General features: G+C 68.1%; 14 protein-coding genes. 10 read left to right on the forward strand and 4 right to left on the reverse strand.

Going from position 1 to position 13,305, the window contains the following annotated elements; translation table 11 throughout:
* Positions 1-62 precede the first annotated feature (62 nt).
* A complete protein-coding gene (gloB, locus tag UN84_RS07515) occupies positions 63-830 on the reverse strand; it encodes a hydroxyacylglutathione hydrolase (protein ID WP_046078633.1) in 768 nt (255 codons plus the stop codon).
* Positions 831-929: 99 nt separating this feature from the next.
* Here gloB and UN84_RS07520 point away from each other — a divergent pair, with 99 nt between their 5' ends.
* Genes UN84_RS07520 through nudC form a run of 4 tightly spaced genes read left to right on the forward strand, consistent with a single transcriptional unit; the run spans position 930 to position 3,733 of the window.
* Positions 930-1,697, forward strand: a complete 768-nt coding sequence (locus UN84_RS07520; RefSeq protein ID WP_046078634.1) for a methyltransferase domain-containing protein — start codon at positions 930-932, stop codon at positions 1,695-1,697.
* Between the two features lie 23 nt (positions 1,698-1,720).
* Positions 1,721-2,164, forward strand: coding sequence for a ribonuclease HI (rnhA, locus tag UN84_RS07525; protein WP_375700486.1), 444 nt, complete (start codon positions 1,721-1,723; stop codon positions 2,162-2,164).
* Positions 2,165-2,204: 40 nt separating this feature from the next.
* Complete coding sequence (gene dnaQ, locus UN84_RS07530; RefSeq protein WP_046078636.1) at positions 2,205-2,963, forward strand: DNA polymerase III subunit epsilon; 759 nt, start codon at positions 2,205-2,207, stop codon at positions 2,961-2,963.
* A complete protein-coding gene (nudC, locus tag UN84_RS07535) occupies positions 2,963-3,733 on the forward strand; it encodes an NAD(+) diphosphatase (RefSeq protein WP_046078637.1) in 771 nt (256 codons plus the stop codon). Before dnaQ ends, nudC begins: the two co-directional genes overlap by 1 nt.
* A 147-nt stretch (positions 3,734-3,880) precedes the next feature.
* On the opposite strand, the gene UN84_RS07540 is transcribed toward nudC, so the two are convergent.
* Entirely contained in the window at positions 3,881-4,195 is a 315-nt protein-coding gene (locus UN84_RS07540; protein ID WP_046078638.1) for an SCP2 sterol-binding domain-containing protein, read from the reverse strand.
* Positions 4,196-4,359: 164 nt separating this feature from the next.
* Here UN84_RS07540 and sohB point away from each other — a divergent pair, with 164 nt between their 5' ends.
* Complete coding sequence (gene sohB, locus UN84_RS07545) at positions 4,360-5,391, forward strand: protease SohB (RefSeq protein WP_173834983.1); 1,032 nt, start codon at positions 4,360-4,362, stop codon at positions 5,389-5,391.
* Positions 5,392-5,396: 5 nt separating this feature from the next.
* On the opposite strand, the gene UN84_RS07550 is transcribed toward sohB, so the two are convergent.
* Positions 5,397-5,723, reverse strand: a complete 327-nt coding sequence (locus UN84_RS07550) for an ArsR/SmtB family transcription factor (RefSeq protein WP_035593326.1) — start codon at positions 5,721-5,723, stop codon at positions 5,397-5,399.
* A gap of 295 nt (positions 5,724-6,018) precedes the next feature.
* On the opposite strand from UN84_RS07550, the gene UN84_RS07555 reads away from it, so the two are divergent.
* From UN84_RS07555 to UN84_RS07565, 3 genes are all read left to right on the forward strand, one after another.
* Positions 6,019-7,929 (forward strand): propionyl-CoA synthetase, encoded by a 1,911-nt coding sequence (locus tag UN84_RS07555; RefSeq protein WP_046078641.1) that lies wholly within the window; start codon positions 6,019-6,021, stop codon positions 7,927-7,929.
* A 126-nt stretch (positions 7,930-8,055) separates the two neighbouring features.
* Complete coding sequence (locus UN84_RS07560; RefSeq protein WP_035593322.1) at positions 8,056-8,730, forward strand: 7-cyano-7-deazaguanine/7-aminomethyl-7-deazaguanine transporter; 675 nt, start codon at positions 8,056-8,058, stop codon at positions 8,728-8,730.
* A gap of 18 nt (positions 8,731-8,748) precedes the next feature.
* Entirely contained in the window at positions 8,749-9,525 is a 777-nt protein-coding gene (locus tag UN84_RS07565) for an alpha/beta fold hydrolase (protein WP_046078642.1), read from the forward strand.
* Positions 9,526-9,549: 24 nt separating this feature from the next.
* On the opposite strand, the gene UN84_RS07570 is transcribed toward UN84_RS07565, so the two are convergent.
* Positions 9,550-10,728, reverse strand: a complete 1,179-nt coding sequence (locus UN84_RS07570) for an ABC transporter substrate-binding protein (protein WP_046078643.1) — start codon at positions 10,726-10,728, stop codon at positions 9,550-9,552.
* Positions 10,729-10,904: 176 nt separating this feature from the next.
* Here UN84_RS07570 and UN84_RS07575 point away from each other — a divergent pair, with 176 nt between their 5' ends.
* Together UN84_RS07575 and UN84_RS07580 are read left to right on the forward strand one after the other, a co-directional pair.
* The gene (locus UN84_RS07575) at positions 10,905-12,611 is read left to right on the forward strand and encodes a potassium/proton antiporter (RefSeq protein WP_035593314.1); all 1,707 of its coding nucleotides are present in this window, start codon (positions 10,905-10,907) and stop codon (positions 12,609-12,611) included.
* A 317-nt stretch (positions 12,612-12,928) separates the two neighbouring features.
* Positions 12,929-13,087: a YqaE/Pmp3 family membrane protein gene (locus UN84_RS07580; protein ID WP_035593311.1), complete on the forward strand. Its 159-nt coding sequence runs from the start codon at positions 12,929-12,931 to the stop codon at positions 13,085-13,087.
* Positions 13,088-13,305: the final 218 nt, after the last annotated feature.

A 13,305-nucleotide genomic window follows, 5' to 3' on the forward strand; every position in this document is an offset into this window, starting at 1 on the left:
GCCTCCGGGGCGGGCGTTGCCGTCCGTGAATCAGGCGGGCAACGCGAGTTGCCGGGTGGGTCTCAGAAGTCGTCTTTCCAGGCGCGCAGCGTGGCGAAGGTGGTCACGGCGTCGGCGGTGTCGCCCTGGGGGGCGGCCGCCCGACGCACGCCGGCGTCCTCGCAGCGCAGGAAAGGGTTGATGCGCCGTTCCCGCCCGATGGTGCTGGGCAGGGTGGGGCGCTCGAGCTCCCGGGCCCGCCGGCACTCCTGCTCGGCGGCGTCGATGTCGGGGTTGTCCGGGTCGGCGGCCTTGGCGAAGGCGAGGTTCGCCAGGGTGTACTCGTGGGCCGCGAAGACCAGGGTGTCCTCGGGCAGCGCGGTGAGGCGCGCCAGCGAGGCATGCATCTGTTCGGGGGTTCCTTCGAACAGACGTCCGCAGCCGGCACTGAACAGGGTGTCGCCGCAGAACAGCAGCGGCGGAATGCCGGCGGTGAAGAACGCGATATGATCCAGGGTGTGGCCCGGAACCTCGAGGACCTCGAACAGGCGTCCGATCACCCGCACCTCGTCGCCGGCGCCGACGCGCTCGTCGATGCCTTCGATGGCGGGGTTGTGCGGGCCGATCACCCGCGGCGAATAGCGCTGGATCAGCTCGGGCAGGCCGCCGACGTGATCCGCGTGATGATGGGTGACGAGAATGCTGCCCAGGGTCAGGCCCTCGCGTTCCAGGGTCTCGATCACCGGGGTGGCGTCACCGGGATCCACCACGCAGACCTCGGGGCTCGTGTCCTGCCGCAGCATCCAGATATAGTTGTCGCGAAAGGCGGGAATCGGTGTCACGCTCAACATGGGCTCGGGGTCCTCGCGCCGGGGCCGGTATCAACCGGGCCGGTGGCGCCTTGAATCGGATCTTTGCAAAATCGAGTACTCTGGAGAGATGAACGGATCATGTCAAATTCGCAGGATGCGATGAGCCTGGCGCGACTGGTGCGAGAGGGGCGCCGTTTTTGGGCGAGCCCTCCGGGCCAGGCCGTGTGGCAGGCCCAGCGCGCCTGTCTGGGGCCGTTGTGCGAGCGCTGGTTCGGGGCCCACGGGCTGGAACTCGGGCTGGCGCCGAGCCTGGCCGACATGTGTCCGGTGCGTCACGCGCTGTGCTGGGCGCCGACACCTGAGCTGGCCTCGCACGAATCCACCCTGGTGTGTCCCCTGGACGCGCTGCCGCTACCCGATGGTTGTCTGAGCCTGGTGGTGGTGCATCACCTGCTCGAGATCGCCCCCGACCCCCACCACCTGCTCCAGGAAGCGGCTCGCGTCACCGCCGACGACGGTCACCTGATCCTGTTCGGCTGGCACCCCTTCGGCCCGAGCGGCTGGCGGCGCTGCCGACCGGCCCGACGCCGCCAGCTGCCCGGGCGCGGCCGCTGGCGCACGCCGGGGCGTCTTGCCGACTGGCTGGCGTTTGTCGATTTCGAGGCCCAGCGGGTAGACTACTGCGGCTTTCGCCTGCCCGGCGGCCTGGCCCGCAATGCCCGGCTCGAGACGCTCGGGCGCCGGCACAACCTGCCGTTGGGCGACAGCTACATGATTCATGCGCGGCGCCGGTCCCAGCTGGTCCAGCCCGGGCGCGGCAGGGTGGTCTTTCCGACGCCGCTGGCCGGCTCGGCGCTGGGCAATGTGTCTGGCCGGTCCGCCACCGACGAAGGTGATCGAGGGTGACAGACCAACCACCATCAGGGGCGTTGCCCGAAGTGACGATCTATACCGACGGCGCCTGCCGCGGCAATCCGGGGCCGGGTGGCTGGGGCGCGCTGCTGTGCAGTGGCCCCCACGAGAAGCCGCTCAAGGGCGCCGAGCAGAAGACCACCAACAACCGCATGGAACTGATGGCCGCCATCATGGCGCTGAAGGCGCTGACCCGGCCGTGCCGTGTCGAGCTGTGGACCGACTCCGAATACCTGCGTCGCGGCATCACCGAGTGGATTCACGGCTGGATCAAGCGCGGCTGGAAGACCGCCTCCAAGCAGCCGGTCAAGAACGCCGAGCTGTGGCGGGCCCTCCACGAAGAGGCGCAACGGCATCGCGTCGAGTGGCATTGGGTCAAGGGCCACAGCGGACATCCCGGCAACGAGCGCGCCGACAGCCTGGCCAACGAGGCCATCGACGAGATGCAGGCCAAGGCCTGATTCACGCATCAATACCGCCGATCACCACAGGTAACGCCCCATGCGCCAGATCATCCTGGATACCGAGACCACCGGCATCGACCCCCGTGACGGCCATCGCCTGATCGAGATCGGCGCCGTGGAGATGGTCAATCGCCGGCTGACCGGCAACACCTATCACCAGTTCATCAATCCGCAGCGAACCATCGACGCCGAGGCGGTGGCGGTGCATGGCATCACCGACGAGCGGGTCGCCGACGAGCCGCTGTTCGCCGAGATCGCCGACGAGTTCTGGGCCTTCATCGAGGGGGCGGAGCTGGTGATCCACAACGCGCCTTTCGACGTGGGCTTCATCGACCATGAGCTGGGCATGCTGAACCAGGACCGCGGCGAGCCTCGTCTGGGCCCGGTGGCCGATCACTGCCGCATCCTCGACACCCTGCAGATGGCCCGGGACAAGCACCCGGGCCAGCGCAACAATCTCGATGCCCTGTGCAAGCGCTACGACATCGAGAACGGCCACCGGGTCCTTCACGGCGCCCTGCTCGATGCCGAGATCCTGGCCGACGTCTACCTGGCGATGACCGGCGGCCAGACGGCGCTGTCGCTGGATGCCAGCGCCGGTGAGGGCAATGAGTCCGCGGCCAGCGGCGGGCTGAACGTGCGCCGGGTCTCGCTGACGCCGGGCACGCTCAAGGTGCAGGCACCGGACGAGGCCGAATGGCAGGCCCATCGCGACAAGCTGGCGACCGTGCGCGAGGCCGGCGGCGAGTGCCGTTGGGACACGCTGGAGGGCTGGCCCGGCCGGGAGACGTCCTGATGCTGCGTCGCGAACTGCCCCATGAGGAAACCGCCGGGCGGGTGATTCGCCTGGCCCAGGGCCGCATCGCTCCGGCCGGCGACGGAGGGCCCTTGCAGTCCTGGCAGCCCTGGGCCCCGGCCATGCAGCCCCTGTGCTGGTGGCATGACGCGCCGGTGGCCCTGTCGGTGGAAGACGCTCCTGGCGATGACTGGATCGAGGGCCGGGAGTGGCTGGCGCGACTACCGGAATCCTGGTTCGCGCTGGTGTCCACGGCGTTGCAGGTCGGTGCCTGGCTGCGCCATCACCGTTTCTGCGGCAGCTGTGGGGCGCCGGCCTCGCGGCTCGATCACGAGTTCGCTATGCACTGTGAACGCTGCGGCCATCGCAACTATCCGCGTATCTCGCCGTGCATCATCACCCTGGTGACGCACGGCGAGTCGCTGCTGCTGGCCCGCAGTCCGCGTTTTCCGCCGGGGCGCTACTCGACGCTGGCCGGCTTCATCGAGCCGGGGGAGTCCGCCGAGGAGGCGGTGCGCCGTGAGGTGTTCGAGGAGGTGGGATTGACGGTGGGGCGGCTGCGCTACTTCCAGAGCCAGGCCTGGCCTTTCCCGCACTCGCTGATGCTCGGCTACTTCGCCGAGGCGGCCAGCCGGCGCATTCGCATCGACGGCCACGAGATCAGCGATGCCGCCTGGTTCTCGCCGCGCCGGCTGCCCCAGCTGCCGCCGCCCTATTCGATCTCGCGGGCGCTGATCGAGACGCACCTGGCCGAGGTGGGGGCCAGGTAAGGCACTTGGTCACTCGGGGCCACTTGGGGTCAGACCCTTCAGCGGGCTTAGGATCTCCGATCCTAAGCCCGCTGAAGGGTCTGACCCCGGTCGGGATAATCGGCCGAAGAGTCTGACCCCGGTCGGGATACCGATCGTCAGGGCAAATCAGCCGCGGCGGGGAAACAGGCTGCCAAGCTTGGTGGCCAGCATGACGTTGCCGGTGGCCTTGAGCCGGCCGCTCATCACGGCGCTCATGCCACTGATCTCGCCGCTCATCACGCCCTTGAGGGTCTCGGTACTCAGGCTCAGGCTGACCGACGGCTCCTCGTGTACGCCTTCCTGAACGTCCAGCTCGCCGTCCTGCACCACCAGGTGATAGTCGCCGGCGTCGCTGAAGTGGAACTGGAAGACCTCGTCCATGCCGCGGGCGGCCTCGGGATCGAAGCGGGCATGGAGCTTGTCGAGGGTGCTGTCGGACATCGGGGGTCTCCGGAGACGGTGAAGGATCGATCCGCGAGAGTAGGGAAAAGCGCCGGTGCCATCAAGTCGGCCGGCTTGTGGCCGGGCCCGCGGCTGGGCAGGATGGTAGCCCTGCCTCGGGCGAACGACGCCGCGAAGGATTGACCCCACGAAGGAGAGACACGGTGAACGAGTGGCTGACGGATTTCGGCATGTTCCTGGCCCAGCTGGTGGCGTTGGTGGTCATCGTGACCCTGGGCGTGATGGTGGTGATGCGTGCCCGCGGCGGTGAGGGCGAGCAGGCCCGGCTGCGGGTCGAGGAGCTCAACGGCGATCGCCGCCGTCGCCGGTTGCAGCTGGCCGCCAGCGAGCCCGGCGCGCGCAAGCGGCTGCAGAAGGCCTTTCGGCGCGACGACAAGGCGCGCGGCAAGCAGAAGGGCGAGGCCACCGAGGCCGCCGGCACGGTCTGGGTGCTGGATTTCCATGGCGACCTGAAGGCCAGCGCCACCGGGCGCTTCGCCGAGGAAGTTTCGGCGGTGCTGGACGTGGCCGGCGAGCAGGACGAGGTCGTGGTGCGCCTCGAGTCGCCCGGCGGGCTGGTGCATGCCTATGGTCTCGCCGCTGCCGAGCTGGATCGGCTGCGCCAGGCGGGGCTTTCCACCACCGTGTGCGTCGACAAGGTGGCGGCCAGCGGTGGCTACCTGATGGCCTGCTGCGCCGACCGGTTGCGGGTCGCGCCCTTCGCGGTGCTGGGCTCGATCGGCGTGGTCGCTCAGGTGCCCAACCTGCATCGCCTGCTCAAGCGCCATGACGTCGACGTGGAGGTGCTGACCGCGGGTCGCTACAAGCGCACCCTGACGGTGTTCGGCGAGAATACCGAAGAAGGGCGCGAGAAGTTCCTGGAAGATCTCGAGAACGTGCACGGGCTGTTCAAGCACTACGTCGCCGAACGCCGCCCCGACCTGGACATCGAGGCGGTGGCCACCGGCGAGAGCTGGTACGGGCAGCAGGCGCTGCCCCGGGGACTGGCCGACGAGATCGGCACCAGCGAGGCCTATCTCGTCGAGCGCATGAATGAGGCGCGGGTGGTATCGCTGCGCCTGGAGCGTCGTCAGTCGCTGGCCGGACGACTGGGGCTGGCGGTGTCGCACGGCGTGGAATGCGGGATCGAGCGGGTTGTCGAGGGCCTGGAGGCGCGGGGCTGGCAGAAGCGCTGAGCGGCTCAGTCGCCGCCCAGCTCCATCTGGGCGAGGGCCGACAGCAGGGTTCTCGCCCGATCGCCGTTGAGCGAATAGTAGATGGTCTGCGACGCGCGCCGGGTACTGACCAGGTGCTCGCGTCGCAGGATGGCCAGATGCTGGGAAAGGGCGGACTGGCTAAGCGCCAGCTGGTGGTTGAGTTCGGTGACCGACAGCTCCTGTCCGTCCAGCAGGCACAGGATTCGCAGCCGGTTGTCGTTGGCCATCGCCTTGAGCAGGGCGCTGGCCTGATCGATGACGTCATCCCCGTCGTGCAGCAGGCGTGCGGCCTGACGTTGCGAAGTGCTCATGATGTCTCACCCCTCATGCTGCCGATGCAGCCGATGGTGGTCGTCCCTGCCCGGTTGGCAAGCTTCTGGACGGTGTCGTGATCCGTCACATCTTTCCTGATTCAGTCATTGCTCAATTATAGTTCAGGGTCGGCACCGCGACCCTGTTGTCACGCCTGACGACGCTGTTTGTCGACAACTAGATGGCTAGTATCGTCCATTTGTCGAATTTCGCCCTTGGTATGAGGGTCTGTGGGCCTCTTCTGTTCTAGTGTGTCAACAATCATGGTGACATTCATCGAACAGGCAGGCCTCCATGTCCAGCTATCGCAGCGAATTCCAGCGTTCCATCCAGCACCCCGAGGCCTTCTGGGCCGAGCAGGCCGAGCGCCTGCCCTGGGTTGCCCCGCCCACGCGCATCCTCGAGTACGACGAACAGGGCCACGCCCGCTGGTACGCCGACGGCGAGCTCAACCTGTGCCACGCGGCCCTCGATCACCACATCGAGCAGGGGCGAGGCGAGCAGGCCGCGCTGCTGTGGGACTCGCCGGTCAGCGGGGGCAAGCTTCGCCTCAGCTATGCCGAGCTGCGTGACCGGGTGGCGCGTTTCGCCGGGGCGCTGCGTGATCTCGGTGTCGAGCAGGGCGACCGGGTGGTCATCTATCTGCCGATGGTGCCGGAGGCGCCGATCGCCATGCTGGCCTGCGCGCGGTTGGGAGCGGTTCACTCGGTGGTCTTCGGCGGCTTCGCGCCCCACGAGCTGGCGGTGCGTATCGAGGACGCCGAGCCCAAGGTGGTGGTGGCCGCGTCCTGCGGCATCGAAGTCGACCGGGTGCTGCCCTACCCGCCGATCGTGCGGGCGGCGCTGGAACAGAGCGCCCACCGGCCCGAGGCCTGCGTGATCCTGCAGCGCGAGCAGTGCCTGGCCGAACTCGGCGAGGGCGAGCATGACTGGGCGACGCTGGAGGCCGCGGCGGCGCCGGCCGACTGCGTGTCGGTGAAGGCCACCGATCCGCTTTACGTGCTGTATACCTCCGGCACCACCGGCAAGCCCAAGGGTGTGGTGCGCGACACCGGCGGCTATGGCGTGGCGCTGCACTATTCCATGGAGGCGGTCTACGACATGGCGCCGGGCGAGGTGTTCTTCTCGGCCTCGGACGTGGGCTGGGTCGTGGGGCACTCCTATATCGTCTACGGGCCGTTGCTGCGCGGCTGTACCACCGTCGTGTATGAGGGCAAGCCGGTGCGGACCCCGGATGTCGGGGCCTTCTGGCGGCTGATCGCCGAGTATCGGGTCAAGGCCTTCTTCACCGCGCCGACCGCCTTCCGGGCGATCAAGAAGGAGGACCCAGAGGGGCTGCACCTGAAGGACCACGACATCTCGTGTCTCAAGGCGTTGTTCCTGGCCGGGGAGCGGCTGGACCCGCCGACCTTCCACTGGCTGAAGGGGATGCTGGACGTGCCGGTGGTCGATCACTGGTGGCAGACCGAAACCGGCTGGCCCATCGCCGCCAATCTGCTGGGGGTGGAGCCGATGCCGGCCAAGGCGGGCTCGGCCACGGTGCCGGTGCCGGGCTTCGACGTACGCATCCTCGATCGCAGCGGCCACGACGCGCCGTCGCTGGAGCAGGGCAGCGTGATGATCAAGCAGCCGTTGCCGCCGGGCTGCCTGTCCGGTATCTGGCGCGATCCAGAGCGCTTCCAGGCGGCCTACATGGCGGCCTTTCCGGGCTACTACCTGACCGGCGACGCGGGCTATCTCGACGAGGACGGCTACCTGTTCATCATGGGGCGCACCGATGACGTCATCAACGTGGCCGGCCACCGGCTTTCCACCGGTGAGATGGAAGAGGTGGTGGGCGGACATCCGGCGGTGGCCGAGTGCACGGTGATCGGCATCCACGATGCCTTGAAGGGGCAGGTGCCGGTAGGGCTGGTGATTCCCAAGGACGGTTTCGACGGCGACGAGGCGACCCTGGAGCGTGAGCTGGTCGCGCGGGTGCGCGAGATGATCGGCCCGGTGGCCTGTCTCAAGCAGGTGCTGGTGGTCGACCGCCTGCCCAAGACCCGCTCCGGCAAGATCCTGCGCAAGCTGTTGCGCCATATCGCCGACGGCGAGGCCTTCGGGGTGCCGTCGACCATCGACGATCCGGCCAGCCTGAATGACGTACACGAGGCGATGGTCGCGCGTTCGCTGGGCAGCGCCGAACGGGCACGCCAGCAGTAGGGCGCGGTTTGCCTGAGGCGGGTTTGGCCCCCGGCAGGCGGGCGCGTATAATTCGCGCTCGTTCGCCGGGGTGCCGGCTGTCATTCGACGAGGGTTCCCTCACCCCTCCCGCCAAAAAGGTGCTCGATGTTCGCGCTTACCGCCGCCCAGACCCGCCGTTGCCTCGCGTGGCTGGTCGCCTTTCACATCCTCGTCATCACCGCCAGCAACTATCTGGTCCAGCTGCCCTTCAGCCTGTTCGGGCTGCATACCACCTGGGGCGCCTTCAGCTTTCCCTTCATCTTCCTGGCCACCGACCTGACCGTGCGGCTGTTCGGCAAGGAGCCGGCTCGGGCCATCATCCTGCGGGTGATGTTCCCGGCACTGGTGATCTCCTATGTCGTCTCGGTGGTATTTCCGCGCGGTGGCTTCGCCGGGCTTGAGGCGCTGGGCGACTGGAACCTGTTCGTGGCGCGCATCGCCCTGGCCAGCTTCATGGCCTATGTGCTGGGGCAGCTGCTCGACGTCACGGTCTTCGACCGCCTGCGCCGGCTCAAGGCCTGGTGGGTGGCGCCGGCGCTGTCGACGCTGTTCGGCAACCTGGCCGATACCTTCGCCTTCTTCTCGATCGCCTTCCACCGCGGCCCCGATGCCTTCATGGCCACTCACTGGCCGGAGATCGCCTGGGTGGACTACGGCATCAAGCTGGGCATCAGCCTGGCCTTCTTCCTGCCGCTCTACGGCGTGCTGCTGGGCTGGCTGACGCGTCGCCTGGTGACGCTGACCGGCGACCGCGATCTGGCGCCCGAGCAGTTCCGCTAACCCGACAAGGAGTTCACGATGACTCTCGCTCTCCATCATATCGACACCGGCGGCGACGGCACGCCGCTGGTGGTGATCCACGGCCTGCTGGGCAGCGCCGACAACTGGCGCTCGCACATCAAGAAGTGGCAGGAGCAGCGCCGGGTGATCGCGGTGGACCTGCGCAACCACGGCCGCTCGCCCCATGCGTCCGGCATGGGCTACGCCGACATGGCCCGCGACGTGCTGGCGCTGCTGGATGAGCTGAACGTGGCCAAGGCGCACGTGCTGGGGCATTCCATGGGCGGCAAGGTGGCGATCACCCTGGCGCGGCTGGCGCCCGAGCGGCTGGCCTCGCTGGTCGTTGCCGACGTTGCGCCCCAGGCCTACGGGCACGGCCACGACAGGGAGCTCGGCGCGCTGCGGCGCGTGCGCGACGAGCGGCCCGCCGATCGCCGCCAGGCCGACGCGCTGATGGCGGACCATATCGACGAGCGTGCCACGCGACTGTTCCTGGCCACCAACCTGGTGCGCGGCGAGGATGGCATGACGGTGCGTGTCGGGCTGGATCAGATCGCCGAGGACTACGCGTCGATCAGCGGCGAACCGGACGGCGAGGGCGCCTTCGAGGGCCCGACCCTGTTGGTGCGCGGCAGTCGTTCGCCCTACGTGACCGATGCCATGCTGCCGGCGCTGCGCGAGGTGCTGCCGACCGTCGAGCTCGAGACCCTGGAGGCCGGCCACTGGCTGCATGCCGAGCAGCCCGAGGCGTTCCAGGCCGTGGTCAACGACTTTCTGGCACGCCAGGCGGACTGAGCCGCGCCGGGACAGGCGTCGGCGTCAACGGTTGGGGTCGATGGCCAGGCGCTCGACCGGCGTGGTCTCCGACACCAGATGTCGCTGGTTGAGGAAGCGCTCGAAGTCGGCATAGCGGCGTTCGTGAAGCGCCGCGGGCGTGAGGGTCAGTCGGCGCATGGCCTCGGGCCAGGCCGCCCGGTTGGCCGGGGTATCGATGGCCGGCTCGGCCTCGGCGAGCAGCTCCCAGCTGGCACTGGGGTGCTCGACGATCCAGGCCGTGGCTTCCTCCAGGGCCTCCACCAGCTGGACGATGGCCTTGCGCTGCGTGGCGAGCTCATCGCGGTTGGCCATCAGGATCAGGCCGTCATAGCGCGGCACGCCGATGTCTTCGGTGGTGTAGGTGCGTGTCGCCAGGCCGTCGTCGGCCAGGGCGCGGGGCAGCAGGTAGCGCACCGCGCCGATCACCCCGTCCACGCGCCCCTCGCGCATGGCCTGCTCCAGCCGGAAATGCAGGTCGGGGCTGTCCAGGGCGTCGCGGGTGAGGGCCTGGTGCGTCAGCAGACTGGCCAGCAGTACCTGCTCGGCGTCCGGGGCGACGTGGCCGATGCGCTTGCCGGCCAGCGACTCGAGGGCGATGGCATCGTCGAGGACCAGCGACGCGAGCGGCAGGCCGACCAGGGTCGCCACGCGGACCACCGGCTGGCCCTGGTCGACCAGCAGGTGCAGCAGCGGCTGGCGGGTCAGGGCCAGGTCCACGCGGGAGGTCGCCAGCAGCTTGGCGGGCACGTTGGGGTCGGCGGGCGTGCGGATCTCCACCTCGAGACCGCGTTCACTGAACAGGTCGAGTTCTCGGGCCACGAACAGCGCCGCGTGGCGCGGACTGGGATACCAGTCGAGCATCAGCGAGAGCCGCGTGACCGGTGGTGGCGCGATGGGCTCGACGGGCCCCACCGCCACGGCCGGCGCGATGGGGCGTGTGGGCGTGTCCACGGCGGGGCCGCCGGAACGCCCCTCGAAGGCCGCCAGCGGATCCTCGGTGGCCTCCGATGGCGTGTTCCGCCCCAGGTCGGGGACCATGACCTCGGTGCCGAGCGGCGGGTAGCCGCCTTCGGGCGCTTCCGGGGCGGCATGGCCGAGCGCGGGTAATGCCGGCAGGCCGAGCGCCAGGGTCAGGGTGGCCCAGGTGCGGGGGCGCGCCGGGCAGCGGATGAATGACAGCATGTGAGCGGCTCCAGCGATGCCCGGGCGCTGCGATGAGGCGCTCGGGCAAGGGGATGATCGCGGCTAGTCTATCGGCGTCCGGTCCCGCCTGACCAGCGTGGCGGTCAACGTGGCGCCATCGTCGCGACCACCGGCGCGCCATGAGATACTTGGATGACCTTCTGGGGCAGGATGCCATGGATACGATCAATACCCTCTTTCTGCTCAGCGGCTTCCTGATCGCGCTGAGCGTGCTGGCCAGCCGGCTCTCGACCCTGGTCGGCGTTCCCCTGCTGTTGCTCTTCCTCGGTCTCGGCATGCTGGCGGGCGAGGAGGGCGTGCTCGGCATCCAGTTCGACGACTACCCGCTGGCGTTCCTGATCGGGCACCTGGCGCTGGCGATGATCCTGCTCGACGGCGGGCTGCGCACCCGACTCAAGACCTTCCGGGTCGGCTTCCGGCCGGCGCTGTCGCTGGCGACCCTCGGGGTGTTCGTGACCAGCGCGCTGGTCGGTCTGATCGCCATGTGGGTGTTCGGGCTGAGCCTGGTCCAGGGCCTGCTGGTGGGGGCCATCGTCGGTTCCACCGACGCCGCAGCGGTGTTCTCGATGCTCGGCGGGCGCGGCATCAACCTCAACGAGCGGGTCGGGGCGACGCTGGAGATCGAGTCCGGTACCAACGATCCGATGGCGATCTTCCTGACCCTGATGCTGGTGGAGGTTCTGGTCGGCGAGATCGGCGGCTGGCTCGATACCGCGCTGTTCTTCCTGCAGCAGTTCGGCGTCGGCATCGCGCTGGGGCTGGGCGCCGGCTGGCTGATCGCGCGTCTCATCAGCTGGGTGGATCTGGCGCCGGGGCTCTATTCGCTGCTGGCGCTGGCGCTGGGCTTCTGCGTGTTCGGTGCGACCAGCGCGCTGGGCGGCAGCGGCTTTCTGGCCATCTACCTGACCGGCCTGATGATCGGCAATCGACCCGGGCGCCATCTCAACTTCATTCTGCCGGTTCACGATGGCCTGGCCTGGCTCAGCCAGATCGGCCTGTTCCTGGTACTGGGCCTGCTGGTCAATCCCAGCGAGATGATGGTCTATGCACTGCCGGCCGCGGTCGTGGCGCTGGCGCTGATCTTCGTTGCTCGCCCGCTGGCAGTGGTGATCGCCATCAAGCCCTTCTTCCGCTTCCGTTGGCGTGAGGTCGGCTTCATCGCCTGGGTCGGGCTGCGCGGTGCGGTGCCGATCGTGCTGGCGATCTTCCCGGTCATCGGTGGCGTCGAGAATGCCGCGCTCTACTTCAACGTCGCCTTCGCGGTGGTGCTGCTGTCGCTGCTGATCCAGGGCGGCTCGCTGCCATGGGTGGCGAAGACGCTCAGGGTCGAACTGCCGCCCAGCGTGACGCCGAAACGGCGCGGGCCGCTGGGGATCCAGCACGACAACGACTTCGAGATGTTCGTCTATCACGTGGAGAGCACCGACCTCGAGGAGGTGCCGATCCGGCTGCTGCGCTTCCCTTCGGGGGCGATCATCGCCGCCCTGTTCCGCGATGGCGTGATGGTCCACCCCAAGGGCAGCACCCAGCTGCAGCGTGGGGACGTGCTGTGCGTGATCGGCCGCAGCGACGACCTGCCGGCCCTCAACCGGCTGTTCAATGGTGACGCGACGCTCCGTCGCCAGAGCGCGTTCTTCGGTGCCTTCAACTTCAATGGCGATGCACGCCTGGGTGATATCGCCGAGGCCTATGGCCTGACGCTGAGCCCGGGCGAGCACGACATGACGCTCGCCGACTTCATCTCGCTGCGCGTCGGTGGGCATCCGGTGGTCGGTGACGACGTGGACTGGCACGGCATCCACTGGGTCGTCAACGAGATGGATGGCAACCGGGTGACGCGGGTGGGGCTGCGGCTCTATTGAGTGCCGGACCGGCATGCGGGCGTCTTCGGCAGGCGAGGACTGGGCGGCCGGTCGGGTTCAGGGGAAAGGGCGGGTCGGGGTTATTCCTTGGCTTTGGCGATGCGCCAGACCACGATGGCGCCGATCAGTGATGCGGCGCTGGCGATCCACATGCCATACTCGGTGGGGAACGACAAGATACCTCCCAGGCGTCGAGGGGTTGCGATGGATGTCGTTTATCTATCGGCCGCCGGTTCGGGGAGTTGAACGTTTTTTCACGACAGCAAGCGTGGTCGCGACCTCGGCGATGCGCAGTGACCGACACAAGGAGTGCTCCGATGGATCTGATTCGTATACTGCTGGCGATTCTGTTGCCCCCGGTGGGGGTCTTTCTTCAGGTCGGCTTCGGCCTGCATTTCTGGGTCAACATCCTGCTGACCCTGCTGGGCTACATTCCCGGCATCGTGCATGCGGTATGGATCATCGCCAGGCGGTGATCTGCACAAAGGTATCTAGCGGGGGCGGCGTTGGCCGCCCCTTTCGGTTTCCGGTGGCTGCCTTGGATCCCTGGCGTTCGTCCTCTCTCGTCACTCTTCTCGGTGCCAATAAAGGTGATGTCCGACTTGGTGATACCGGATTTCCCGCTTATGATTGGTATCACTAAATAAGCGTTATATGACTCCAGTCTTGCGGGTCGTGAATCGGTGGCGCCAGG

The organism is Halomonas sp. HG01 (assembly GCF_000968715.2).
GTDB classification, from domain to species: Bacteria; Pseudomonadota; Gammaproteobacteria; order Pseudomonadales; family Halomonadaceae; genus Halomonas; species Halomonas halophila.